General features: G+C 39.5%; 22 protein-coding genes, 1 tRNA gene and 1 pseudogene. 15 read left to right on the forward strand and 9 right to left on the reverse strand.

Annotated elements, in window-relative coordinates:
• Positions 1 to 34 precede the first annotated feature (34 nt).
• The 5 genes from BV372_RS26530 to BV372_RS26550 all read left to right on the forward strand — a co-directional run bounded on the left by BV372_RS26530 (position 35) and on the right by BV372_RS26550 (position 3,685).
• On the forward strand, positions 35 to 886 hold the full coding sequence (locus BV372_RS26530; protein WP_086689482.1) for an IS4 family transposase: 852 nt from the start codon (positions 35 to 37) through the stop codon (positions 884 to 886).
• A gap of 92 nt (positions 887 to 978) precedes the next feature.
• Entirely contained in the window at positions 979 to 1,146 is a 168-nt protein-coding gene (locus tag BV372_RS26535; protein WP_256973463.1) for a hypothetical protein, read from the forward strand.
• A gap of 445 nt (positions 1,147 to 1,591) precedes the next feature.
• Positions 1,592 to 1,912, forward strand: a complete 321-nt coding sequence (locus BV372_RS26540) for a hypothetical protein (RefSeq protein WP_086689483.1) — start codon at positions 1,592 to 1,594, stop codon at positions 1,910 to 1,912.
• Positions 1,913 to 1,951: 39 nt separating this feature from the next.
• Positions 1,952 to 2,497, forward strand: a complete 546-nt coding sequence (locus BV372_RS26545; protein ID WP_086689484.1) for a GIY-YIG nuclease family protein — start codon at positions 1,952 to 1,954, stop codon at positions 2,495 to 2,497.
• A 141-nt stretch (positions 2,498 to 2,638) separates the two neighbouring features.
• A complete protein-coding gene (locus BV372_RS26550; protein ID WP_086689485.1) occupies positions 2,639 to 3,685 on the forward strand; it encodes an S-layer homology domain-containing protein in 1,047 nt (348 codons plus the stop codon).
• Between the two features lie 232 nt (positions 3,686 to 3,917).
• On the opposite strand, the gene BV372_RS26555 is transcribed toward BV372_RS26550, so the two are convergent.
• The 3 genes from BV372_RS26555 to BV372_RS26565 form a co-directional block, all read right to left on the reverse strand.
• Positions 3,918 to 4,352 carry a CAAD domain-containing protein gene (locus tag BV372_RS26555; protein ID WP_086689501.1) on the reverse strand — a complete coding sequence of 145 codons (435 nt, stop codon included), beginning with the start codon at positions 4,350 to 4,352 and terminating at the stop codon, positions 3,918 to 3,920.
• Between the two features lie 852 nt (positions 4,353 to 5,204).
• Positions 5,205 to 5,660, reverse strand: a complete 456-nt coding sequence (locus BV372_RS26560; RefSeq protein ID WP_086689486.1) for a pentapeptide repeat-containing protein — start codon at positions 5,658 to 5,660, stop codon at positions 5,205 to 5,207.
• Positions 5,661 to 5,973: 313 nt separating this feature from the next.
• Positions 5,974 to 6,840, reverse strand: coding sequence for an alpha/beta fold hydrolase (locus tag BV372_RS26565; protein WP_086689487.1), 867 nt, complete (start codon positions 6,838 to 6,840; stop codon positions 5,974 to 5,976).
• A gap of 226 nt (positions 6,841 to 7,066) precedes the next feature.
• Here BV372_RS26565 and BV372_RS26570 point away from each other — a divergent pair, with 226 nt between their 5' ends.
• From BV372_RS26570 to BV372_RS26580, 3 genes are read left to right on the forward strand one after another with little or no spacing between them, the layout of a single operon-like run.
• Positions 7,067 to 7,882, forward strand: a complete 816-nt coding sequence (locus tag BV372_RS26570; protein ID WP_086689488.1) for a DUF1206 domain-containing protein — start codon at positions 7,067 to 7,069, stop codon at positions 7,880 to 7,882.
• Between the two features lie 36 nt (positions 7,883 to 7,918).
• Positions 7,919 to 9,073, forward strand: a complete 1,155-nt coding sequence (locus BV372_RS26575; protein WP_086689489.1) for a glycoside hydrolase family 10 protein — start codon at positions 7,919 to 7,921, stop codon at positions 9,071 to 9,073.
• 19 nt (positions 9,074 to 9,092) lie between these two features.
• A complete protein-coding gene (locus tag BV372_RS26580) occupies positions 9,093 to 9,509 on the forward strand; it encodes a DUF2358 domain-containing protein (protein WP_086689490.1) in 417 nt (138 codons plus the stop codon).
• Positions 9,510 to 9,607: 98 nt separating this feature from the next.
• Here BV372_RS26580 and BV372_RS26585 read toward each other — a convergent pair whose 3' ends face one another.
• Positions 9,608 to 10,600: a metal ABC transporter solute-binding protein, Zn/Mn family gene (locus BV372_RS26585; RefSeq protein ID WP_086689491.1), complete on the reverse strand. Its 993-nt coding sequence runs from the start codon at positions 10,598 to 10,600 to the stop codon at positions 9,608 to 9,610.
• Between the two features lie 510 nt (positions 10,601 to 11,110).
• On the opposite strand from BV372_RS26585, the gene BV372_RS26590 reads away from it, so the two are divergent.
• Both BV372_RS26590 and BV372_RS26595 read left to right on the forward strand, forming a co-directional pair.
• Positions 11,111 to 11,296, forward strand: coding sequence for a hypothetical protein (locus BV372_RS26590; protein WP_086689492.1), 186 nt, complete (start codon positions 11,111 to 11,113; stop codon positions 11,294 to 11,296).
• 451 nt (positions 11,297 to 11,747) lie between these two features.
• Positions 11,748 to 12,941, forward strand: a complete 1,194-nt coding sequence (locus BV372_RS26595) for an MFS transporter (RefSeq protein ID WP_086689493.1) — start codon at positions 11,748 to 11,750, stop codon at positions 12,939 to 12,941.
• 33 nt (positions 12,942 to 12,974) lie between these two features.
• Here the strand turns inward: BV372_RS26595 and BV372_RS26600 are convergent, their stop codons facing one another.
• Positions 12,975 to 14,141 carry an AAA family ATPase gene (locus BV372_RS26600; protein ID WP_086689494.1) on the reverse strand — a complete coding sequence of 389 codons (1,167 nt, stop codon included), beginning with the start codon at positions 14,139 to 14,141 and terminating at the stop codon, positions 12,975 to 12,977.
• Between the two features lie 343 nt (positions 14,142 to 14,484).
• Here BV372_RS26600 and BV372_RS26605 point away from each other — a divergent pair, with 343 nt between their 5' ends.
• Both BV372_RS26605 and BV372_RS26610 read left to right on the forward strand, forming a co-directional pair.
• Complete coding sequence (locus BV372_RS26605; protein ID WP_086689495.1) at positions 14,485 to 15,315, forward strand: metallophosphoesterase; 831 nt, start codon at positions 14,485 to 14,487, stop codon at positions 15,313 to 15,315.
• Between the two features lie 223 nt (positions 15,316 to 15,538).
• Positions 15,539 to 16,372 (forward strand): metallophosphoesterase, encoded by an 834-nt coding sequence (locus BV372_RS26610; RefSeq protein WP_086689496.1) that lies wholly within the window; start codon positions 15,539 to 15,541, stop codon positions 16,370 to 16,372.
• A 711-nt stretch (positions 16,373 to 17,083) separates the two neighbouring features.
• Here the strand turns inward: BV372_RS26610 and BV372_RS26615 are convergent.
• The 3 genes from BV372_RS26615 to BV372_RS26625 all read right to left on the reverse strand — a co-directional run bounded on the left by BV372_RS26615 (position 17,084) and on the right by BV372_RS26625 (position 20,511).
• Positions 17,084 to 17,800 (reverse strand): hypothetical protein, encoded by a 717-nt coding sequence (locus BV372_RS26615; RefSeq protein ID WP_256973464.1) that lies wholly within the window; start codon positions 17,798 to 17,800, stop codon positions 17,084 to 17,086.
• Between the two features lie 476 nt (positions 17,801 to 18,276).
• Positions 18,277 to 18,915, reverse strand: coding sequence for a DnaJ domain-containing protein (locus BV372_RS26620; protein ID WP_086689498.1), 639 nt, complete (start codon positions 18,913 to 18,915; stop codon positions 18,277 to 18,279).
• Positions 18,916 to 19,101: 186 nt separating this feature from the next.
• On the reverse strand, positions 19,102 to 20,511 hold the full coding sequence (locus BV372_RS26625) for a DnaJ domain-containing protein (RefSeq protein WP_256973466.1): 1,410 nt from the start codon (positions 20,509 to 20,511) through the stop codon (positions 19,102 to 19,104).
• A 40-nt stretch (positions 20,512 to 20,551) separates the two neighbouring features.
• On the opposite strand from BV372_RS26625, the gene BV372_RS26630 reads away from it, so the two are divergent.
• From BV372_RS26630 to BV372_RS26640, 3 genes and pseudogenes are all read left to right on the forward strand, one after another.
• Positions 20,552 to 21,649, forward strand: a complete 1,098-nt coding sequence (locus tag BV372_RS26630; RefSeq protein WP_086689500.1) for a tocopherol cyclase family protein — start codon at positions 20,552 to 20,554, stop codon at positions 21,647 to 21,649.
• Positions 21,650 to 21,682: 33 nt separating this feature from the next.
• A tRNA-Arg gene (locus BV372_RS26635) sits at positions 21,683 to 21,756 on the forward strand.
• Positions 21,757 to 21,976: 220 nt separating this feature from the next.
• Positions 21,977 to 22,198 (forward strand): annotated as a pseudogene (locus tag BV372_RS26640) (Uma2 family endonuclease); the annotation flags it as partial.
• A gap of 424 nt (positions 22,199 to 22,622) precedes the next feature.
• Here the strand turns inward: BV372_RS26640 and BV372_RS26645 are convergent.
• Positions 22,623 to 23,385 (reverse strand): HEAT repeat domain-containing protein (locus tag BV372_RS26645; protein ID WP_143845301.1); only part of this gene is annotated, 763 nt, incomplete at its 5' end.

Here is a 23,385-nt window from a genome sequence, read left to right on the forward strand (position 1 = left end):
TATGGTTAGACGACTTGCATGATTTTTTACCTGCTTGGACTTTTCAAACAACCTCTTAGAGAAAGATGGTAGTAGTAATCTCACTGAACAGCAAAAAGTATTACGTCCAGTAATCCGCTTATTAAAAAAGTACAAATTAGTAATTATTGGGGATAGGGAATTTCACAGCATAGAACTAGCGCAATGGCTCCACAAGCAGAACCAGAGTTTTGTATTTCGTCAGAAAAAGGATACTACTTTCCGCCAAAAATGGCAAAAATTTCAGCCCTTAAGTAGCATTGAGATTTATCCAGGCATCCGCCAGTTTTATCCCAATGTTAATTTTACTCAAAAACGGGGTTTTGGTAGGTTTAACTTAGGAGTCTACTGGAAAAGAAAGTACAGGGGTAAACAAGAAAAAGAAGCTTGGTACTTGTTAACTAATTTACCTGATTTAAACACTGCCATCAAAATATATGCTCAACGTTTTGGCATTGAAGCGATGTTCAAAGATTGCAAAACAGGTGGTTATAATCTAGAAGCTTCTCAAGCCAACCCTGATAGACTTGTACGTTTGATTTTCTTAATTGCTTTAGCTATGACTAGTGCTTGGTTACATGGACAAAGGACTAAATTTCAAAAACAAGAATCATATATTTGTCGTAGCCAAGAAAAAAATAGAAATGAGAAACGTCACAGTAATTTCTGGATAGGTTTATATGGTGAGTCAGCGCTGGGGGAGGGTTTCCCTCCGCAGGCGACTGCGAACCCGAAGGGTCAAAATTGGATAATTGCTTGGCATGAGTGTCAAGCATGGGTCGAGGAACTGGTCGGTTTCAGTCGCAATAAGCAAGCATATTATCAACGAGGTTTAAGGGCTATGAAGCTTATACAGCAAGCTCTTTAGCTCGCTTGTCGCCCCTTGAAGCCTTATCCTCTAATAGAATACTTAGTGACTAGGACTGGCATACCATACGAACTGTCAAACCGCTTGTAGGTTTGCTGTTAAATCAGGATGGAGATCAGCCTTCAGCCAGCTACTTTGTAGCAAAAATTACCGCAGTAGAAGAACAACCCAACGGTAAAATTGCGATCGAGTTTCATTTTCCTGAGAAATTTAAGCAACGCCAAGACACCAAAATTAAACAGCTGTTGCAAATCCTGTAGTTATAACTACTGCATCGGAATCAGCATGAAAGTTATTTTGACAGATTACAGGTAGTTAAGGCGATCGCATTCAAAAATTATCAAGGTTTTTTTTATCGGCTTTGCCAAGTAGGGGCGGGGTTTACCTGCCTTTTACTTTAAGACAATCCATGAGACACAATCATTGATTAAATCGGTATTAGGATCACATCCAGACGCACAGGCGCAGAGAATAAGAGTTTGAGAGATTGAATTTTTGAATTTCATGTCCACAGAAAATTTCTCTATTTGATTCAGCCTGGGGACTGTTGAAGAGGTCACATAATCCCATAAGCTGAACTTAAAGCGATTTTTTGCCACAGGTTGTCTTGGTGTTTCAGGAATACAGGCTTTGTCTGTTAGGTAACGGCTGGTAAAATATCGCTTAAGCTGTATTATCACTGAGTCCTTAATCCCCAGTTTCAAAATGCCTCTAAAAATTGTCCAGAACTTTGATAGTAGTTTTACTCTTGAGCCCCAAGCTCAAGAAAATCTATTCAAATTATTAACAAATGAAAATTTTATTAGCCAGATTTGTCAACAATTACAATGTCAAAAAGTCGAATTTACCGAATTACTTTTTCAGCCAGTTCCTTATAGTTTAAGTACTCCTAAAGGAATGCCAGCAGACTTTGAAAAATATCATACATCTGACGAATACGCTATCATCAACGTACCGCCGAATTTTATGTTTAATGCTAAGGTTGTTCACCCCAGTCGCTTGTGTGCAATATACCGGATTGGGTAATTCCGATTTACTGTTCACTAAGAATTATGGATTTAGCTTATGAATATTGAAACAAATATTCCTGTATTGGCAACACTGGAATATATTCCTTACATAGATGATACTGGCCAACTACCGGAACAATTTCAGGCTAAAATTGGAGTTTACGCAATTTTTGACCAAGAAAAAGTATTGCAATTTATAGGCTATTCTCGTGATGTTTATCTAAGCCTTAAGCAGCATTTAGTACGTCAGCCACAACAATGCTATTGGTTGAAAGTTCAAACTATTGACCGTCCTAGCCGTACTGCTTTAGAAAGTATCGAGCAGGCTTGGATTGCTGAAAATGGCACTGTGCCGTTAGGTAATGGCGAACACAAAGAAAAATGGATAAATCCCATCAATGTTAAAGTACTAATGACAACTGAAGAAAGGGAAAATTATCAAAAGCCAGTCAATGACGAATTAGCACAAATAAAAATCCTGAAAAATGTAGCACGTCGAGTAGAGGCGGATATTTTAGCTGTATTAGAAACCCGTGGTTGCCAGATGCAAATTCGCTTTAATCCTAAGTTGAAAGAAGAAGGACTGCTTGATTTGAAATGAGAGTGGTTTTCCCGACATTTAACTTCATAACTTAAAGCGTAACTATGCAGTCACAAAGGCTCCACAAAACCTATTTGGGTATTAAGATTTAATTGTTTAATTAAATTTAGATGCCGATTTTATGCTATTAGGGTGCCTAAGATGACAAATACGCCACCTCCCGATCCTGAGTCATCACAAAAAAATGCCCTTGGCTTTGATGAATTTATAGCCGTTCTGGTTGCTTTCACCACTATTGGCACAATTCTATTTTGGTCATTGTCCCGTAAGGACTCTGGCTGGAATTTAAACGCGGTACTGTCTCCAACTGCCTCACCTAATATTGGTATAAATCAAGGGTTAGCCTCTCCTACGCTTAAGCAACTGCCAAATCAAGGTACGTTACCATCACCTCTGTCTACACCTATTGTTGAACCTAGTAGTGTTCCACTAATTATTGACCAGGTGCCTTCCACTTCAGTTTTGCCACCCACTCATATCACCCCAAGCTTTCCCGCGCAGGAACAAGCACCTTTGCCGTCATCTAGCAAAGTCATACCAAAACCATTTTCTTTGGTGACCCCTTCAAAGAAAAAGTCAATAATTCCGCCACCTATTGCATTTAACGATGTACCGACTGATTTTTGGGGTCGGCGTTTTATCAATGTTCTTTCTTCCCGTGGTATCATCAAGGGCTTTCCAGATTATTCTTTTAGACCAAATCAGCCTGTAAAACGCGCTGAATTTGCTGCCATACTGCAACAAGCGTTTGAAAATAAGCCTACTAAAAATACGCTTAAGTTTAAGGATGTCAAAGAAAAATTTTGGGCAACTCCAGCAATTAACCAAGCTATCAGTACAGGATTTTTGAAAGGTTACCCTAACCAAACCTTTCAACCAGAACAAAAAATTTCGCGAGTGCAAGTTTTAGTAGCTTTGGTTAGCGGGTTGAATCTCAAAACATCTACATCCCCAGAGATAGTTTTAAAAACTTATAAAGATGCTAAAGATATTCCTAAATATGCCACTGCTAAGATAGCATCTGCCACAGCTAATGAACTAGTTGTCAATTATCCCAATCCGGAGGTATTGGCCCCCAACAAAGAAGCTACCCGTGCTGAGGTAGCTGCTATGGTCTATCAAGCTTTAGTTAGAATGGGACGATTTGAGGAAATTCCCTCTAAAAACATTGTGCGCTTGCCGCCGTAAATCTGGGAGTACTCAAAAGTGAAAGTAATTGAGTATTTTTTGATTTTGCGGGACCACATTCACTACGGTTCGGATAAGCCTACAGGCTGAAGTCTTGATCTAAGTTTTTATAGCCGCACCCTTGAGGGTAGCGGCTACAGCTAAACCGTATTGTGACCACTTTCACTAATATTTATCCCTAACAGTAGCACTGAGCATACACATTAGGTTGAAAACTGTGGTCAGCGATACATTAGTCTGGAGAGCCTTTACCCACAACCTGTGATTTGAGGGTTGTAATTTCGTTGGTTAACTCTTTCCTAGTTGAAGCTTTGAGTAAATAGCGATAAACAAACCAGGCGGAGTAACCAATACCAATCAATTCAAAGGTAGGTGCTACTAAAGGAATATCGTTCAAAGAATCTAAGATTGCCAAGAGTACCTTAACCGCGACAATTGCTCCCACAATTAAACCGACGGAAATTAAGGGCTGCTTGTATTGATTAAAGAAGTTTCCGAGATAATCAGGTAGTGTTCCTAAAAAGCCAGAAATTTGTTCTCCGTATTTTAGCCATTGCTCTTGAGACTGCACAGGAGGCTGGAGTTTAGTGATGGTTCCTGTTTGATTGTTGATATCTGTCATCGTGGTCTCTGAAGACTTGGTTTCTGTGAATTCCGGTTCTTGCATTTTCGCTTCCATAAATTGTAACAGTTGAGTTTCTCTAATCTGGACAATTACAACCAAAAGGCTGTTGATTAGGTGATGCATGAGAGCATCAGTACAACTGAGTTTGGGTTCAAAAGGGTTTTAGTGCCCTATCACCATAATTGTCCTTTAACCACTACTTCATCAACTACCAGCTAGCAAGTCAGTAGGAGGATAAATGTCAAAAGGCGGCAGGAGCTATAAAAAATCAGCTTTCTGAGTTCTGTTTTTTAAATCAACTGGAATCCTCAGGTTGCTATTATCCCATGTTGTGTCAGTTGCCCATTATCGTACTCATTAGAAGTACAAATCATGCAAAAGTCAGTCCACCTCTTACTTATACAAGCTTAAAACCCGATTTTATCGGATATTAAAGCTATCTTAAGCAGTATTCGTCAATTAACTCATTCCTAGCGATATTAATACGGAATAAAAGTTTTTATGTATTTGAATGGGCTAGACAGAAAAATTATTTTATGATATGTACCTATGTTAGTTTGATGATTGGAAAAAACCTAGATTTGTTTTATTTCCTTTTGTCTCATAGATATGTAAGCTACATCAGCAGCCAATGAAATGTTTTTATTTATGGGTGAGGCTGGTTAGCAGATTGCAGCCAAAAATAGTATTAGGCTGATGTCTATCTATCTCATACACTTCTACTTATTCTTTTCGTACTAGAAAAAATAAAGTTTTAGGTCTCAAATATAAGAATGTTGAGAATATTCTCATAATGCTTTAGAGAGAGATTTAGGATCAGGTTGGCTAAAATTCAGTTTTTCTTATCCTAAATCTCTTAAGTGCAAGTTATGTTAATACTTACTCAGTTCAGCATTATTTCCAATCGGGAATTTCTGCATCCTCTCCACCAATGCCGATTCCGGTATGATATATTTCTGCATCCGTGATAGTTAGGTTATTCATTGATGCTTTATACACATTAGAATCGTAAATTTTAGCACGAGTCAAATTGACATTATTGAGATTGGCTTGCTTTAAATTTACATTGGTTATGTACGCTGAAGTTAAGTTAGCACCTGCTAAGTTTGCGCCAGTGAGATCGGCACCTTCAAGATTAGCTCCAGTGAGATTTGCGTTCTGGAGATTTGCACCTCTAAGATCCGCACCAATCAAATGAGCGCTACTGAGGTTGGCTCCTGATAGATTACACCCGATACATTCCCCAGTTGCCAACAATTTTTGTAAATCTTGCGGATTATCAGCTTTCACTACGTTAGTGAAAAATAGGGGAGTTGCTAAGGCTAGAACCGCTAATAGCTGGAGTTTCATAATTTCCCCCTTTATACTCAAGTTATGTCCGTTCTTTTCCTCACAATTATATTATCTCACTAAATTTTTCTAATTATGTTAATTGAGTACACAAGGTGGTAAGGGAATGAAACTTCTTTAGTATTGATGCTAATAGGCTAATTAATTAAGGCTTTGGCGTGATACATGAAGAGGAAATTATGAAAACTTGTCTATGTTAAATTCCTATTAAATCTTATTAAGGGATTGCACAAATCGACATATTTTGTCATGGAAATTTAATAGGAACTTTTATGTTGGCTAGTAGTACTCTTGACAACTAATTGCTGAGCCTTTAAAGAGTTAAAAAATCTCGAATGTACTGATTCACTAAATCTGGTTTTTCTTGCTGCACCCAATGGCTACAGTTAGAAATATATTTAATTTGAAAGTTCTTGACATAGGCTTCTGTACCGTAACTTAGTTCTTTACCTAAAGCCGTATCATTTTCACCCCAAATCATCAGTGTTGGCACTTCCAAAATCCCCCAATTTATTTTTAAGATTCTCTGCTGAAAAACATTGCGGTAATAATTTAACATTGCTGTAAGAGCACCACTTTTAGCAGCAGCATGTTTGAAAGCGTCAATATCTGCTTGAGTAAAAATATTTTTGTCAACTGCCATACCTTTAAAAGCTTTTTCAACTGCTGCATAGTCTGAGCTTTTTATGGTTAATTCCGGTAGCCAAGGTAGTTGAAAAAAGAAAATATAAGAGCTACGGAGTAGTTGTTGAGGAGTCAGTAAACCTTGGGAAAATTTTGCCGGATGAGGTAGATTGAGTATAATTAATTGCTCTAACATATCTGGGTGAGCATAAGCAAAATTCCACGCGATCGCACCTCCCCAATCATGTCCAACTAAAACACATTTTTCATAGCCTAAGCCTTTAATTACACCCTCAATATCTTTCACAAATTCATCCATCACATAAGCAGATTTCTCTTTTGGTTTATCGCTATCATTGTAACCACGCAAATCAAGGGCAACTACCTTAAAATATTTTGCAAATTCTGGGATTTGATGTCGCCAAGAATACCAAAATTCTGGAAATCCATGTAACATCAGCATCAAAGGACCTTCGCCTTGAGTGACGTAGTGTAGTTTCACTCCATTAGTGGTGATATATTCGTGTGTCCAAGAAGGTTGTATAACAGCCGTCATTAATCCTACTCCATTTAAATAAGATACTGTCAAATTCTCTAAAAGATAATTGAATTATGCTATCTAATTATTTGCGGTAACATCTGTTAAAAGAAAAGGTTTGTTCAAAATTTTCTAAAAAATAATCTGCAAAAATATCTCTTTAATAATCGTAAGTTTTGCCATTAGATAGATGTAGATATTAGGTAAATCTTGCTAAAAAATCTCATATATCCAGGCAAATACTATGACACAACATCTTATAGATCATCCTTCATCATGGGTAGAAAGACTGGCAAGATTTGGTTATGCATCTAAGGGAGTAGTTTACGGTATCGTTGGGTTACTAGCAGCTCAGGCAGCTTTTGGTACAGGTGGTAGAACGACTGATACAAAAGGAGCTTTACAAACACTTGTAGAACAACCATTTGGTAAATTTCTACTGGCTTTGGTGGCAATTGGCTTAATAGGATACGTAATTTGGCGCTTTGTGCAGGCAATAAAAGATCCAGAAAATAAAGGCAAAGATGCCAAAGGTTTGGCACAGCGAGTTGGTTATGCCATTAATGGTGTGTTATACGGGAGTTTAGCCTATAGCGCTGTACAAATTGTTCTTGGTTCTGGAGGTAGTGGTAATAGTAACTCTACCCAAGATTGGACAGCACACTTACTTTCTCAACCCTTTGGTCAATGGTTAGTAGGAACTTTAGGGGCATTAATTATTGGATTAGGTTTTTATCAGTTTTATAAAGCTTACAGCGCCAAGTTTCGCAGAAAACTCAATTTAACTGAGTTAAGCAATACAGAACGTAAGTGGGTGATGGCCATTTGCCGATTTGGTTTGCTAGCAAGGGGCATTGTATTCTGCATTATTGGCTGGTTTTTCATTCAAGCAGCAACTCAATATAACGCCCAAGCTGCTGGAGGTTTAGATGAGGCATTACAGGCTTTGGCACAACAACCTTACGGCCCTTGGCTTTTAGGCTTTGTAGCACTGGGTTTAGTTGCTTATGGTATTTATATGGTGATTAAAGCGCGGTATAGTCAGCTAGTCGTGAATTGAAAATCGCGAACGCACGCATTGTTTTTAGATACGCACATGAGCTTAATAGAAACACGCGGTGTCTGGCTTACCAATACCGATAGTAAAGTACTTAAGTCACAGCAGCGCATTGCTGAGGCAATGAATTTGCTTGCTGATACGGGATTTAATGTAGTGTTTCCTGTGGTTTGGAATAAGGGAGTCACTCTGTATCCTAGCCAAACGATGCAGCAGACATTTGGTGTCGAAATTGATCCCAGCTTTGCCGCTCGCGATCCTTTGGCAGAAGTAATTGTAGAGGCGCGACGGGTTGGGCTAAAAGTCATTCCTTGGTTTGAATACGGCTTTGCAAGTTCTTATAACTCGAATGGCGGGATGCTGTTGCAGACAAAACCAGAATGGGCTGCGCGCGATCGCAACGGTAAGTTATTAAAGAAAAATGGTTTTGAGTGGATGAATGCCCTTGACTCCCAAGTGCAAGAATTTCTGTTGAACTTAGTGTTGGAAGTAGTGAAAAATTATGATGTTGATGGCATTCAAGGTGACGATCGCTTTCCTGCTTTACCCTGTGAAGGTGGCTACGATGAGCGAACTATGGCACTTTATCGTCAGCAGTTCCACCAAAATCCGCCCCAAAATCCTCAAGATAGGCAATGGCTACAATGGCGTGCTGATATTCTGACTGAATTCTTAGCCCGTCTCTACCAAGAAGTTAAAGAAGTTAACCCTAATTTAATCGTGTCAATTTCTCCTAATATTTATGATTGGGGATTGAAAGAGTATCTACAAGATTCAGTCACTTGGCTAAATCGCGGCATCGTTGATATGATTCATCCGCAAATTTATCGCCGCGACTTCCTCAGCTATAAATGTATTGTTAATAAATTGGTAAACGAACAGTTCACAGATGCGACAATACCAAAGTTAGCACCAGGAATTTTAATGAAGCTTGGTTCTTATTGTATTACTCCTGAATATCTGATGAAAGCAATTGAATGCAACCGTAAACGCGGCATTAGAGGAGAAGTATTCTTTTTCTATGAGGGTTTGCGAGAAAATGATTATGCTCTAGCTAAATCATTACGGAATGGTCCGTATGCTCAGTCTGCATCATTTCCTACTTTGTCAGATTTGAGTAGAAGTGAAGTGAATAGCACGAGGACAGCTTCAATTTGGCAGAAGTTGCTAAGGTTTTTCCGAAATCTCTTTTAATCAGGTACGTGGAATATCAATGCAGATAGAACAGGTAATTGAAACTCTCAAAAATGATTTGCCGACTCTTTTTGAGAAAGATATTTCTTATGATATATATACTCAGGATATCTACTTTCGAGATCCAGTAAATAAATTCAAATATAAATTTAACTATCGGATTATATTTTGGACTTTGCGATTTCACGCTCGACTATTTTTTACTCAAATTTCCTTTGATTTACATGAAGTCTATCAGTCAGCCGAGAACACAATCTTAGCTAAATGGACAGTGCGTGGTGTATTGCGTGTTCCGTGGAAAGCGAAGATATTTTTCAATGGCTATTCAAATTATAAATTTAATCAAGATGGACTAATCTATGAGCATATCGATACTTGGGATAGAAAACCAGGAAAAATTTTGCGACAGTTTATAGATAAAGGTGAAGACAGATAAATTGAGCGATCGCATAGTTTCTAATGCTTGTTTAATCAATATTAGGTAAATTTTTTAGGACAGAATTACTTACTCAAATCTGTCTTCAGTCTGCTATACTAATTTGGAACTTTCGGTTCAAATATCAGGTAAGTTCCTCCTAAACCTTCTACAATTGTGCGCGTATTGGCAGCCATCATATTTTGATAGCTTTCTCCGTCAGTTCCTCCTTCCCCTAGCCCATCAGCATAAAGTTTTCTTTCAGAAACCTTAACTGTAGTTTCTTCAGCTACAGACTGAAAAACATCAGATTTAATTGCTATCTCAGGAAAAATTGTTGGCACTTTAGCCTGCTGAATATTCTTCGTCAAATTTTTTACTTGTGTATCTGTAGCTCTTTCATTAGTGTTAATACCTTCTAAAGTACCTGCTAATGAAATGCCGTAAGCTATGGTGTAATAACTCATTCCATTATGAGTTGTAATTAATCTGCGTTGATTAGTGGGAATACTACTAATTCTGGACTTTATCCAGCGATCTAGTTGGATGAGTTCGTTGTTAATTTTTACCTTGTTATTACTATAAGTTTGGGCATTGCTAGGATCTAATTTGCCCAAGTTGCTGCTAATTACTTCTACCATCCTGATAGCATTCCTCACATTGTGCCAGATGTGAGGATCGGTAACTATATTGCCATCTTCCCGAAACTTCTGGGGCTTTGGAAGTGCAAGTGGCGCAACAGCAATTTTAGGTGCAGTGCTCTTAGTAGCTTTAATTAGTTTGATTAATCCTGGTTCCAAGTTATAGCCGTTATAAAGAATCAGATTCGCTTGTTCAAGAGCTTTACGATCTTCAGGCTTTGGTCGATAAAGATGGGGGTCTGCATTTGGGGGAATCAAGCAAGTAAGATTAATTGTATTCCTCGCAATCTGTTTAGTTAAGTCGCATATTATACTTGTAGTGGCAACCACTTGTGGAAGGTTATAGTTAACCCTAGTGGTAGTTTGAGTAAACGAAGTACTTTGGGCTTGGTTTACACAGCCAACAAATCCCATTGTCAATGTGAGCGTAACAGCACGTGTAAAACCAATATTAAGTAATTTATTTAACATAATTTGCTCCAGTAGATTTGAAAATAAAGATAAATATGATCGTTAGTTAATTAGTGAAATACTCAAATTTCACGACTTGCTGTCAAATGTTGACACTTTATAGTCTGATCGCCAAATGGATGCAAGAGTAAGTTGCGAAAATAAAGACCAGCAGGGTTTAGCCCCTGTATTCATTAGCGGATAGAGATTTTATCGCCATCTGTTAAAGCAACAACTATGCGATCGCGCTAATAGACTACAAAGGATACAAACTGATAGAGTTACTCTGGTTAAGGTGGTGAATTTGGTAATCGGAAGCCGTATTGCTCATATAGATTGGGTTAGTTTTGCAAGCATAGTACCGTTACGAGAAATTCAAACAGCTTGTATTATAGGCTTTCGGGCTGTTTTGTAGATGCAACGGGTATGTTGATTTGTTGTCCCGTTTGACTAGTCCTGATTTAAGGAAATTGTAGCGATGACTTAGCCACCTGTGGCGATATTGACTGAGATTTCCATCAAGTTAGTAACTTGACAAATTCAACACGAGTCGATGCTAGTTTAGCAGGTTATGTGTTTACTAACCGTCTCATAGCAGACTTAAACATCACTGTACTGTTGCTACAAGCAGCAAAAACTGACAAGCAGCAAAAAATACATATTCGTACTTATTTCCTGAAACTGTTTAAAAGCAGCACTAATGCCCAACAATTATAGTTGCTGAAAAAGCTACTGGTCTGATTAATAATTAGTGATAAATTGAAATTTTATACTTTAGATTGGTTTAATATTTATACTTCACAAATGAGGATAAACCCTCAGGTGAATTAACTACACGGATTATAAAATATAAAGATATCAGTTGTTTGCTCAGGGAAAAATTTTACCAATGTCTGCTCTGTAGAGAGACTATTCTAATCACGATCTAAGGTTAAAAATCTACTTTAGTATAAGCAAAATAAAATTCTTTTTAAGAAGAGTTGTTTATTGATTATTGGCAAACAAGAGGTTTTTGGTTTAAGGAGTGCATATTTCCTTCGAGCTAAATCTAAGTAGCAATTAATATGTGGTTTGCGACCTCAGCATTATACTATTTATAATGCCATTTTTTCGAGCAGCAGACTTGTCCTAGAATCGCACCGCTAACGCAAGCAAGTGAAGCAAAGTTATGGTTAAGTCTTTTGATTCCCGTCCTGATATTTTATGGCGGCAAGTTTGGGGATTAGCTGCTTTACTGGCTGGAATCATCTTTAGTTGGATGGCTTACAGTTTTTATCAACCAAAAATTTTACAAAAGCTAGGATTTGTAGAATTAGCAGGTTGGTTGGGAATAATGCAAGGGTTACTCGCTACAGTTATCGAACCTTTTGTGGGGCAATTTTCCGATCGCATCCAACAGCGCTTAGGTAATCGCTTACCAATGATTAGTATAGGAGTAACACTGGCAGGTTCGACTTTTGTAAGTGTTTCGCTGTTAGTAGAACAGAATTTGCTAGGAGCTATACGTTGGTTAGTACCTGTGCTGATGACTGTGTGGGTAATAGCCATAATTTTTTTTCGGGCCCCAGCGATCGCATTATTAACACAGTTCGTACCTGCAACCGAATTACCCCAAGCTAGTGCTGTTTTAGTATTCGTATTTGGATTCATCGGAGCCATTGAGCCAGTATTAAAAATTTTTATCAATAGTATCGGTGCATCAATGACTTTTCTGTTAGGAGCGATCGCCTTGGTGATGGGAGGATATATTTTGCGATCGCTAACTCCTGTACATACCTTGAAGCCCTATACTATCCATGAAGATATCTCATCTAGCGCTCCTACTTTATTATTAATTTTAATTTTTGTGGTTGGTTTGGGGGTAGGCTTAGAAGTAAACCTATTAATGTCGATATTTCCGCAAGAATTACAAATTCAATTCCCTGGTATTAGATTAGAATTTATTACCTCTGGCATACTTTTAGTATCTGCGATCGCTTCAGTTGTTTTGGGAGAATGGACAGCACAAATAGGAGCGAATAAAGCAATGCTACTAGGCTTGGGTACAATGACCGGCTTAATGGGACTAGCATTGTTAAACGACATCGACACATTCGTAGTAGGTTTTATAGTTACTTTTGGTATTAGTTTTAGCTTAATTTTTGTCAGCATGATTCCTTTTTGCTTAGGAAAAGTTCCCTCTCATCAAGCTGGCTTAGCCACTGGTTTATATTTTTCTGGTAGCGCTGGAGCTACTGCTTTAGTATCACTTTTAATTAAACAAGGGATGATTGCATCCTTGGGAGCATTTTTATTAGCTGAGTTTGCTTTCTTCGTAGTAGCTGGATGTATTGTGATTACTAAGAAAATACAAATTAGCTAATTCCTTCACGCTTCTGGCTCTATTTTAACAAAATTAGTTAGACCGCAAAACTCCTATCCCAGCTTTGGTTTCAATGTAATCAGCTAAGCTAATAAAATCCTCACGCGGATAGCATCTTCCACCGATGAGATCAAATGCTAATCTACTGGCAGGATTGTCTGGGTTTTCGAGAATATGTATACCCCAGTAGTAAAGTAAGTCACTAGCTCGGATACAAACTTCCTCCGGGTCTATACAATGAAATTTATCATCTGTTTTACTAATTTCTTTATAAGCATCAAAATAGACATCTTTGAGAAGCTTGAAACGCCTTATACCAGGGTCTTTAAAGTTGTTAACTAGCACAAACAAATGAGCATTCTTATTGATTTCACGTATTTCTCTGACAGTCTCTTGAATAACTTTGCCATGCTTATTAATTCCTAGCGGATTTAGAGTGGTTGGGATAATGCAATAGTCTAATCGTCTAACTAGTTCTTCAGGATTACGTTCTAATGCAGGTGAGCAATCACAAATTACTATTTGACAATCACGCGCGGAATCTTCATGCCAATTTTCTGCTTGAAATACTTGAATATTTGTACCAACACCTTTTGGATTAGGAACAAAAACACCATCTCCTACTAACTTTTGGAGATTTTCTTCTGGATCTAAGTCCACAATAGCAACATTAAATCCTTGCAGTGCTAATGCTCCTGCTAAGTGTGCTGCTACGGTTGTTTTACCCACCCCTCCTTTGCAAGTGAAAACTCCAAAATAAACTTTTTTTGATAGATTTTCTGGGTTATCTCCCGTATTACCTCCGACATCAATCTCAATAACACCATCAACCCCAACCAGCTTATTTTCTAAGGCTATTCCACAGCGAATTTTACTATTTTTATCCCAGGATCTGATTAATGCCTGTGCTGGGCCACCGAAACCTTTTGTAGTTATGAACCAACCAAAATTAAATTTTTGACCTTCGTCACTATCTAAAAAATTAGCAAAACTTAAAAGCTGCGGTGCTGTCACATTACTTTTGAGCCATTTAACTTGAACAGCACCAACAAGGTTTCCTTTTTTTACAACTAAATCATAACCACGCTGGTTAGGCTTAGCAGTTTCAACTTTCCAACCTGCTCTATAAATCAGTTTGGCTACGTGCTGCTCAAAATGTGTAAAGTCTTGAATGTATTCTTGCTCTAAAGATGATGGCATAAATAACAGCTTTTGGTTTTGTGCTTTAGAATGATGAGTTAGTGTGCTTAAGTACGCTGTCTAAGCGAAATGCGATTTAATTATAGTAAATTTATACAGGCAATCTAAATTACCTTCTAGGAAAACCCTCTTGCAGTCTAAAATCCACCTTTAAATTGCTATTGCTATACTCCAGCTTAGTATAACTTGATAGCCCAGCTAGATTTAGATGATTTCCTAAGTATAAATACATAAAAAAGCGATCGCATTCATGAACTTTTCAAGAAGTTGTTTAAGCTGAACAGGCGATCGCATGATTTTTAGTTAAGCTATAAGCGCTAATATTCAGGATTTTGAGCGCTTTATGCACTGGTTACTATCTGGGCCGTTGAGTACGCAGCAATTAACGGTTAAGATTGCAGACTTACCTGCATCCTTACATGGTAAAAAGCTGGTGCAGATGTCGGATTTTCATTATGATGGTTTGCGGCTGTCAGAAGCAATGCTAGAAAAAGCGATCGCAGTTAGCAATCAGGTCGAACCTGATTTAGTTTTATTGACTGGTGACTATGTAACTACCAGCCCAAAACCAATTCACGACTTAGCTTTACGGCTCAAAAATCTCCAAAGTCGTGCTGGTATTTATGCTGTATTGGGCAACCACGATATATGTTACAAACACTCAAGAACAGAAATTACAGACGCCTTAAATAAAATTGGTGTTCACGTTCTGTGGAATGAAATTGCCTACCCATTAGGAAAAGAATTGCCCTTGGTAGGATTAGCGGATCGTTACTCAAGGGAATTTAACCCTGTAGCAGTGATGAACCAGCTAAACGTCGCTACTCCTAGAATTGTTTTATCTCACAATCCTGATACTGCGGAAATCTTGCAAGCTTGGCGAGTGGATTTACAATTATCTGGTCATACTCATGGTGGTCAAATTGTGATTCCAGGATTGGGAACTGGAGTACTCTATTATAGAAAAATTGTGCGAAAAATCCCCGTAAAATTACGCCGTCGGATTCCATATTTGAAAAATGATTTCTCTTTTATCCGTCATTGGGAATGGGCACAGGGTTTACATCAGATAGGAAAAAATCAACTATATGTTAATCGTGGTTTGGGAACTTATCTCCCTGGACGTTTATTTTGTCCTCCGGAAGTTACTATTATTACGTTACAAAGTGAGTAATCTAGAGGCAAAATTTCAAACAAATTACTAATTAAATTTATTTTTTATGACATCAGGCATTTTCAAACGTATTACATATTGGTGATTGTACAGACACAATATATTGTGTCTTCTATCTGTAGCCTATCCAAATAAAAATTGCTGCAATTTATAGTAATTAATCAAGATGGATTTTATTTTTTGGTAAGCTGTAAGCGCTGCTATCAGGAGTGTCTGTTGCGCTATGCATTGGTTATTTACAGGACATTTAAGAGTAGATAAAATAACGGTTAAGATTGCAGATTTACCTGTGTCTTTAGAAGGCACAAAGCTGGTGCAATTGTCAGATTTTCATTACGATGGATTGCGGCTGTCGGAAGAAATGCTAGAAGAAGCGATCGCACTGAGTAATGAAGCGGAACCAGATTTAGTAGTATTAACTGGTGACTATGTGACCGACGATCCTACCCCTATTCACAAATTGGCGCAACGACTTAAATATTTAGAAAGTCGTTATGGTATCTACGCCATACTTGGTAACCATGACATCCATTACAGCCACTCCAAAGCAGAAGTTACAAACGCTTTTACTAGCATTGGAATTCATGTCTTGTGGAATGAAATCGCCTATCCCCTAGGAAAAGAATTGCCATTCGTAGGATTAGCTGATTATTGGTCACGAGATTTTCAACCTGCACCAGTAATCACTCAACTAGATTCTGCCATACCCCGTATCGTTTTATCTCACAATCCAGATACTGCCAAGATATTGCAACAATGGCGAGTAGATTTACAGTTATCTGGTCATACTCATGGAGGGCATATCATATTGCCAGGAATTGGCCCTCTAGTGTTCCATTATAAAAAGCTTTTGAAAAAACTACCCAAAAAATTGCGGCGTTGGGTTCCGTTCTTACTAGGAGACTTCTCGAAAGTAGTGCGATATTGGGAGTGGGCCCAAGGATTTCACAAAGTAGGAAATAATCAGTTATACGTTAATCGTGGCTTAGGGACTTATCGACCAGGACGCTTATTTTGTCCACCAGAAGTCACTGTAATTACTTTAATTAGCCAATAGTCATTGGTCATTTGTCCTCTCTTACAAAGTTCTGTTCGTCGAAGACGTTGGCGTTCGCGCAGCGTCTCCCTTAGGAGAAGCCATCGCCGGAAGTCGGCGCTCCGACTTTGCGCTTTGTCATTGGACTGTTGACTCTTGACTTATCATAGTTGAAACCGCCTCAAGCTACGATGGGAGAATATCGGCAGCTTAGGGCGGTTCGTGGAATATGCAATCGTTCGAGAAAATTTTAAAAATCAGAGGGAATATAGCTAAACTAAGGTGAACTTACAAACAATCTTCGCAACTCTATCTCTCCAGAACTACTTGTGCATCCTTGATCCAACTAGGCAGGTATTTCTGGCTGTGCGTTCGATCACCTCCACAACAATTATCGATGAGTTTAAGGCGAAAACACTTTCAACGGATGCGACAACTGAGTAGCGATTGCGAGGACATTAGAGCAGGAGGTACAGGCTCTAATTTGAAAGGTTGTGATGAACTTTTAACCTTATTTGTACCCTGTTCTTAATGTAGCACCTACTTTTTAATGCATCACCATGTATTTACCAAACTTGAAAGGTAGTAATTTTCTGCAACAATTTGGCAATCTTTCTTAATTAATAGAGGATAGCCATCAGAATTCAGCCAACCGCAGAGTTAAACTCTGGCTTAAAAATGCAGTAGCCTTCTCCAAAGGTGGAAAAGGCTACCGAGCTAGAAACTTAGTTATTACTGAGCAGCACCGTCAGTGTTGCTGTTTCCAGAAGATGAAGAACCGTTGCTATTAGTGTTTGACTTGTCTGCGCCTGTAAGCGGAGAAGTTTTCGGGGTGTCGCTCTTGTTATCTTCAGCAGGAGATTTAGTACTAGGACTTTGTTGGCTGGGAATAATCGGTGATGTAGTTGGGGCTTTTTCAGCAGCAGGTCGCTGAGAGGGAACAGTGATATTAATATTTGGTTGTGTAGGCGCGGATGGTGCTGGAGCCTGCTGTTGTGGAATTACAACAGGTACTTCTCTGGTTCTTTCAATGATTGTGGTTCGTGATTGAGGAGATTGGCTAGCAGCCGGAGAAGGACTAGCGTTATTTGGTACAGGTACAGGAACTACTACTGGCGTACCATTGTCAACCGCTGCATTGTTGCGTTGGTTGAAGTACCAAAATGCTCCTACGCCCAAAGTAACTAGGGAAGTGAGGATAACGCCTATTAGTAAGCCATTAGCAGCATTAGCATTATCACGCTCTGCTAAATTAGCTTGCTGATATCTGCGCTCAGTATCGCGACCAGTTACATAACCGCTGCCGTAAGCATTAGGATTAGGGGTGTTGTTAACTGTTTCAGTAGTTCTTTGCACGTGAGTCCGAATCTCACCGTTAGCATCAGTATAGGTTTCTTGTCGATTTTCGCTGCGATAATTTTCGCGATCGCCTGGATTATTCATAGTCATTATTTCACTCCTCGATTGGAAAAAATTGACAAACTAAACTTTGCAATAACCAAAGGTTTTAATGCATTTGAAAATCTTTTTATGTAGGTTTTAAATAGTGTTCTATTTGTTACCTAACGCCTTTACTTGATTCAGAATAACCTCTGCGATCGCGTCAATGGCTCTATCGTGGGTAGGGAGTTTTTCCTCCATCCAAAGGAGGAATATGGGCAAGAGTTTGATAACTATTAGCTTATTAACGGGTTAGTTATCTAATAGTTTTGCTAATTTATGAAATCTTTAAACGTAAAAGCTTCTATCAAGGTGCAATCTTTACAATTGTAAAATTGAAATTTGATTTTTATATACAGGTAATCAAAAATACTCAATCTGCAATATTAGTCCTCGCTTTCTCCTGGACATTACCTACGTTATATCCAGTCTTGCTATCTGAAGTGTTGGTTCAAGTTCACAGAACTCTGGAAACTATTTGCATTTCATCCCCAACGCCAGTTTAGCTTCAACCAACTTTTAATTTTCTGGCACCATCTTTTGACTAAAGGTCGGGAATTTGATGCAGGTCTTGATGGCGTTGACCATCTTGAAGATGACGATGCAAACGGACTGTTTGAACCTGTTAAATCTTGTTCTAGCTGTGCAGCTTTATTTAAATCTGATGTAGCTCGATATTCATATCCTAGTTGAGAGCAAGCTAGCCCACGGTATTTGTATGCATCAATGTAGCGAGGGTTGAGGCGAATTGCTCTGGTAAAGTCTGCGATCGCTTCCTGATATCTTCCTTGGCTAGCGTTCTGCACGCCCAAATTATAAAAAGTTTCTGCATCCCAGCGATTAGTAGCTACTTTGGTGCGATTTGTTGGCGAAGCTGGAGGTTCAACAGTAGTAGGTAGCTGTTCAGATTTGAGATGATTGTAAGCGATGTTGATTTGTTTAATTTTTTCCTCAGCTTCCTGTTTTTGCTGTAAGTCAAAAAAGCGATCGGGATGCCAAGTTTTTACCAACTTACGGTAAGCTTGCTTTACCTGCGTCTGCGATGCACCGGGTTTTAGCCCTAGAATTTCCAAAGAATCATTGATATTAAGGTGTAAATGCGATCGCGGCTGGTCATTTGACATATCGCAGACTGAAGAAATAGGTAACTATGTAAATCTATGCTAACGATTCAGAGAAATTTCTTGGACTTTAGCCAAACTGCTTTCATCTGTGAACGAACGATTGGCGATGTCTTCTCTACCCTGCGGGAACGACTTCGTCGAACGAGACGCTGCGCGAACGACAACCCCTTTGGGGAACGCATCATACTAAACATCGCGCTGCCAAATTTTAATTGTCATATCTCGGCTACCACTTGCAAGGGTTTTACCATCAGGGCTGAAAGCGATGGAATTAACCCAGTCTGAATGATTGCCCAATGTGTAAACCTGTTGTCCTGTTTTAACGTGCCACATTTTCACAGTTTGGTCTGCGCTACCACTAGCAAGATACTCACCATCGGGGCTGAATGCAACAGACCAAACATAGCTGTGATGACCTGCAAAAGTATTAATTTCCTTACCTGTACTTATATTCCATAGCTTGATAGTCTGGTCATAACTACCACTAGCGACAATTTGCTCATTAGGGCTGATAGCAACAGAATTTACCCAGCTTGAATGCCCAGTGAAAGTATGCAACAGCTTCTTATTTCTCAAATTCCATATTTTAATAGTGCGATCGCCACTACCACTAACTAAAATCTCCTGCTTAGAACAAATAGCCAGGGAGTGAATCACATCAGAATGTCCCTTCAGGATGTGTAGTAATTGCCCCATACCTATATGCGAAATCTTGATCACAGTATCACTACCACCACTGAACAGAGTTTGACCATCTGAACTTATAGCGACAGCAATAACAGGGGTTGAATGAACCTTGAGAGTGCTGGCTAATTTACCAGTAGATACTTGCCAAACCATAATGGTAGAGTCATTACTACCACTTACTAAAGTTCGGTTATCTGGGCTAAAGCAAAGGCATCTGACCGACTTAGTATGACCAGTCAGAGTATGTAGTAATTTTCCTGTTTTGAGATGCCAAATTTTAACAGTGTTGTCACTACTACCGCTGGCGAGTAATTGCCCATCTGGACTAATTGCAGTTGCACAAACCCAATTCAAATGATTTAAGGTATGTACACATTTCCAAGGCGAAGCTTGAGTTTTTGCTTCAGATGTGGGTGGCTGTGGTGGTGAAGATGCAGCTTTGGGCTGTGTTATTCTCTGTTGAAGTTCCAGCTGTATTGCATTTCTAAAATCAGATTTCGCTCTATTCTCGTATCCTAATTTTGAGCAGGCTAGTCCACGATATTTATAAGCTTCAAAATAGTGGGGGTTAAGGCGAATTGCTTGGGTAAATTCCTCAATTGCTTCAGTATATCTTCCTTGTTGAGCATTCTCCATGCCACGTTTGTAGAAAGTTTCGGCATTGGATGTATTAATATCAACCTTTGTTTGATGAGGTGGCGGAGATTGCTTGATCGCCTCTGTTTGATTAGACTTTAACCTGTCATAAGCTTGATTGATTTCTTTAATTTTTTCTTCTGCAACCAGCTTTTGCTGAGGTTCAAGAAAACTATCTGGATGCCAAATTTTAGCCAAACGACGGTAAGCTTGCTTGATTTCCTGTGGTGATGCATCAGCTTTCAACTCCAGGATTTCGTAGGCATGATTCATATCAAGGCGCATACTGGAAAATAGGCAACACATTGAAACTATGCTTAGTATTCCCAGAAATTTACTCGATACCACCCAAACACCCCATTCTGGTTATCACTGGGATGGTAGTAACCGCCGCTTCTTTGAAGGCTGGTATTATCGCGTCACCTTACCTGATTGCGGCCAAACCTTTGCCTTTATGTACTCTATTGAAGACCCTATTGGCAATCAGCCTCACAGTGGCGGTGCAGCCCAAGTCTTAGGGCCAAACGATGAATATCTGTGTCGTACTTTCCCTGATGTCAACAAGTTTTGGGCGAGTCGAGATGTCTTAGCTTTAGGCCATTGGGGCAAAACAGATTTACCAACCCAACCCTTCTACCTCCTCCCAGCAGAGTTTGAACACCATGTTCAAGAAGGCTATCAAGCTACAGCCACTTTAAATCAAGGAATAATTAGCGACCCTGCTACTGGTAATTATTGCCGTTGGCAGTATGAAATTAAGCCAGTGTATGGTTGGGGTAATCATGGCAGTATGCAACAGTCAACCGCTGGCTGGCTATCATTTTTGCAGATTTTTGAACCCGGATGGCAAATCTTAATGGCTCACGGTTTGGCTAGTGGCTGGATTGATTGGAATGGCAAAATCTACGAATTCACCAACGCCCCAGCTTACAGTGAGAAGAATTGGGGCGGTGCTTTTCCTCAAAGATGGTTTTGGCTAAATTGTAATAGCTTCCACAACGAACCTGACTTGGCATTAACTGCTGGTGGTGGACGGCGCGGCGTGCTGTGGTGGATGGAATCTGTAGCGATGATTGGCTTGCATTATCAGGGCAAGTTTTATGAATTTGTTCCCTGGAACTCACAAGTTAGTTGGAATATACAGCCTTGGGGTAGATGGGAAATGCAAGCCCGAAACTCACATTATGAAATTGACTTAATCGGAACAACAGGTTTACCTGGTACACCTTTACGTGCGCCCACAGCCAACGGTTTAATCTACTGTTGTCGAGACACCATGCAAGGACAACTAGATTTGCAGTTGCGAGAAATCTCTGACGGAAAACCTCAAATCATCTTGAAAGCACAAAGTTCTTTGTGTGGCGTAGAAACTGGTGGCGGTCCTTGGGATGATTCTTGGCAGTCTGGTTAAAACTACTGCTATCATTATATATGCTTCATCCTTGGGGCTGTAGCTCAGTTGGATAGAGCGAGCGCCTCCTAAGCGCTAGGTCGTGCGTTCGAGACGCACCAGTCCCGTACTCTTTTGTAGGGTGCGTTATGGCGTTTAGCCTAACGCACCTTAATTATAGTGAAGCATAGCGATCGCTTTTTTTGGAGCTTTCTGCGTGAGTAGTTATGAGGATAACAGGATTTTAACAATCTCCTGTCTGGAAGTTGCAATGATAATGGAAATCAGAGGGGAAGGGGACAAGGGAAGAATGAAATAATTAATAACTCTACTGAGAGACAGAAAGCAATGGTTAGCAGCCTTAAAGAACTCTTAGACGACCCAGAACTTGCTCATATTGATGACCCAGAGGAAAAATTTGTCACTAGTGGCGTAAGTTGGCAAATGTACGAAGCGCTATTAGCCAAACTAGAAGACAACTCTCATTACCGTGTCACTTACTGGGATGGAATCTTAGAAATTGTGTCACCGTCTATCAGATATGAAAATATCAAAAAACGTTTGGCTATTCCATCGATAGTTGGTTTAACTTCAATTGCTTTCATGCTTTTGAATGCGATCGCCTTCATTAATTAGTATGACCTTTACAGCGCTCCAAGTTTTGTTAAGCATCATTTATAAGTTTTATTTAAGCTGTGGTAACAATAACATAAGCATTCTGAACCAAACAACTTGTGTTGTGAACAAGCGCACAAATTTTCTGTAACAACGGACAAGCATTCTGGACGAAACAACTTGTGTTGTGAACGAGCGCACAAGTTTTCTGTAACAACGGATAAGCATTTTGAACGAAACGAGTTGTGTTGTTAACGAGCGCACAAGTTGTGGTAACGAAAACAACTTTATTCTTAACGTCCGCTTCTGTTTTGGTAACAAATTGACAAGCTGTTGCGTCGCGGGAACTTTCTTTGTAACGTAGCTACTGCAAAAATACTTAAATTATTCTTGTGAAGAGGATTTTCTTTAAGCTTTGCATTGTACGAGTAGCAAAATTACGCTGATGCCAAGCTTGATACAAATCGGGGTAAGGCATATTCTGAGCACATTCCCAGACTAAATCGTAGCAGTAATCATCCAATGGCCAATAACCACTTAAAGCTTTGACTACTGCAAAGCGCTGCTTATTATTCTGTATAATTTTCCCTAAGCAATATGATGCCTTACTACGGGTGTCGTCATTCACAGTAGTTGATTGCAGCAGTTGCACCAAGGCGGCGATCGCAATTTCATTGCCAGTGCCGATTTGCCCTAAGCGTAATGCTGTCCCCCTGAGGGTGTAGTCATGCACAGTAGTTGATTGCAGCAGTTGCACCAAGGCAGCGATCGCAATTTCATTGCCAGGGTCGATTTGCCCTAAGCTTTCTGCTGCCTGCCTACGGATCTCGTCATACACAGTAGTTGATTGCAGCAGTTGCACCAAGGCGGCGATCACAATTTCATTGCCAGTGCCGATTTGCCCTAAGCTTTCTGCTGCCTGCCTACGGGTGTAGCCATCCACAGTAGTTGATTGCAGCAGTTGCACCAAGGCGGCGATCGCAATTTCATTGCCAGGGTCGATTTGCCCTAAGCTTAATGCTGCCCCCCTACAGGTGTAGTCATCAGTAGTTGATTGCAGCAGTTGCACCAAGGCGGCGATTGCAATTTCATTACCAGTGCCGATTTGCCCTAAGCTTTCTGCTGCCTGCCTACGGGTGGAG

The organism is Nostoc sp. T09 (assembly GCF_002154695.1).
Lineage (GTDB): Bacteria > Cyanobacteriota > Cyanobacteriia > Cyanobacteriales > Nostocaceae > Aulosira.

Excerpts from the sequence above, each read along its gene's own strand:
- BV372_RS26540 (WP_086689483.1), top strand. The coding sequence starts at position 1,592 with ATGCCTCTAAAAATTGTCCAGAACTTTGATAGTAGTTTTACTCTTGAG.
- BV372_RS26545 (WP_086689484.1), top strand. The coding sequence starts at position 1,952 with ATGAATATTGAAACAAATATTCCTGTATTGGCAACACTGGAATATATT.
- BV372_RS26550 (WP_086689485.1), top strand. The coding sequence starts at position 2,639 with ATGACAAATACGCCACCTCCCGATCCTGAGTCATCACAAAAAAATGCC.
- BV372_RS26555 (WP_086689501.1), bottom strand. The coding sequence starts at position 4,352 with ATGCAAGAACCGGAATTCACAGAAACCAAGTCTTCAGAGACCACGATG.
- BV372_RS26560 (WP_086689486.1), bottom strand. The coding sequence starts at position 5,660 with ATGAAACTCCAGCTATTAGCGGTTCTAGCCTTAGCAACTCCCCTATTT.
- BV372_RS26565 (WP_086689487.1), bottom strand. The coding sequence starts at position 6,840 with ATGACGGCTGTTATACAACCTTCTTGGACACACGAATATATCACCACT.
- BV372_RS26570 (WP_086689488.1), top strand. The coding sequence starts at position 7,067 with ATGACACAACATCTTATAGATCATCCTTCATCATGGGTAGAAAGACTG.
- BV372_RS26575 (WP_086689489.1), top strand. The coding sequence starts at position 7,919 with ATGAGCTTAATAGAAACACGCGGTGTCTGGCTTACCAATACCGATAGT.
- BV372_RS26580 (WP_086689490.1), top strand. The coding sequence starts at position 9,093 with ATGCAGATAGAACAGGTAATTGAAACTCTCAAAAATGATTTGCCGACT.
- BV372_RS26585 (WP_086689491.1), bottom strand. The coding sequence starts at position 10,600 with ATGTTAAATAAATTACTTAATATTGGTTTTACACGTGCTGTTACGCTC.
- BV372_RS26595 (WP_086689493.1), top strand. The coding sequence starts at position 11,748 with ATGGTTAAGTCTTTTGATTCCCGTCCTGATATTTTATGGCGGCAAGTT.
- BV372_RS26600 (WP_086689494.1), bottom strand. The coding sequence starts at position 14,141 with ATGCCATCATCTTTAGAGCAAGAATACATTCAAGACTTTACACATTTT.
- BV372_RS26605 (WP_086689495.1), top strand. The coding sequence starts at position 14,485 with ATGCACTGGTTACTATCTGGGCCGTTGAGTACGCAGCAATTAACGGTT.
- BV372_RS26610 (WP_086689496.1), top strand. The coding sequence starts at position 15,539 with ATGCATTGGTTATTTACAGGACATTTAAGAGTAGATAAAATAACGGTT.
- BV372_RS26615 (WP_256973464.1), bottom strand. The coding sequence starts at position 17,800 with ATGACTATGAATAATCCAGGCGATCGCGAAAATTATCGCAGCGAAAAT.
- BV372_RS26620 (WP_086689498.1), bottom strand. The coding sequence starts at position 18,915 with ATGTCAAATGACCAGCCGCGATCGCATTTACACCTTAATATCAATGAT.
- BV372_RS26625 (WP_256973466.1), bottom strand. The coding sequence starts at position 20,511 with ATGAATCATGCCTACGAAATCCTGGAGTTGAAAGCTGATGCATCACCA.
- BV372_RS26630 (WP_086689500.1), top strand. The coding sequence starts at position 20,552 with ATGCTTAGTATTCCCAGAAATTTACTCGATACCACCCAAACACCCCAT.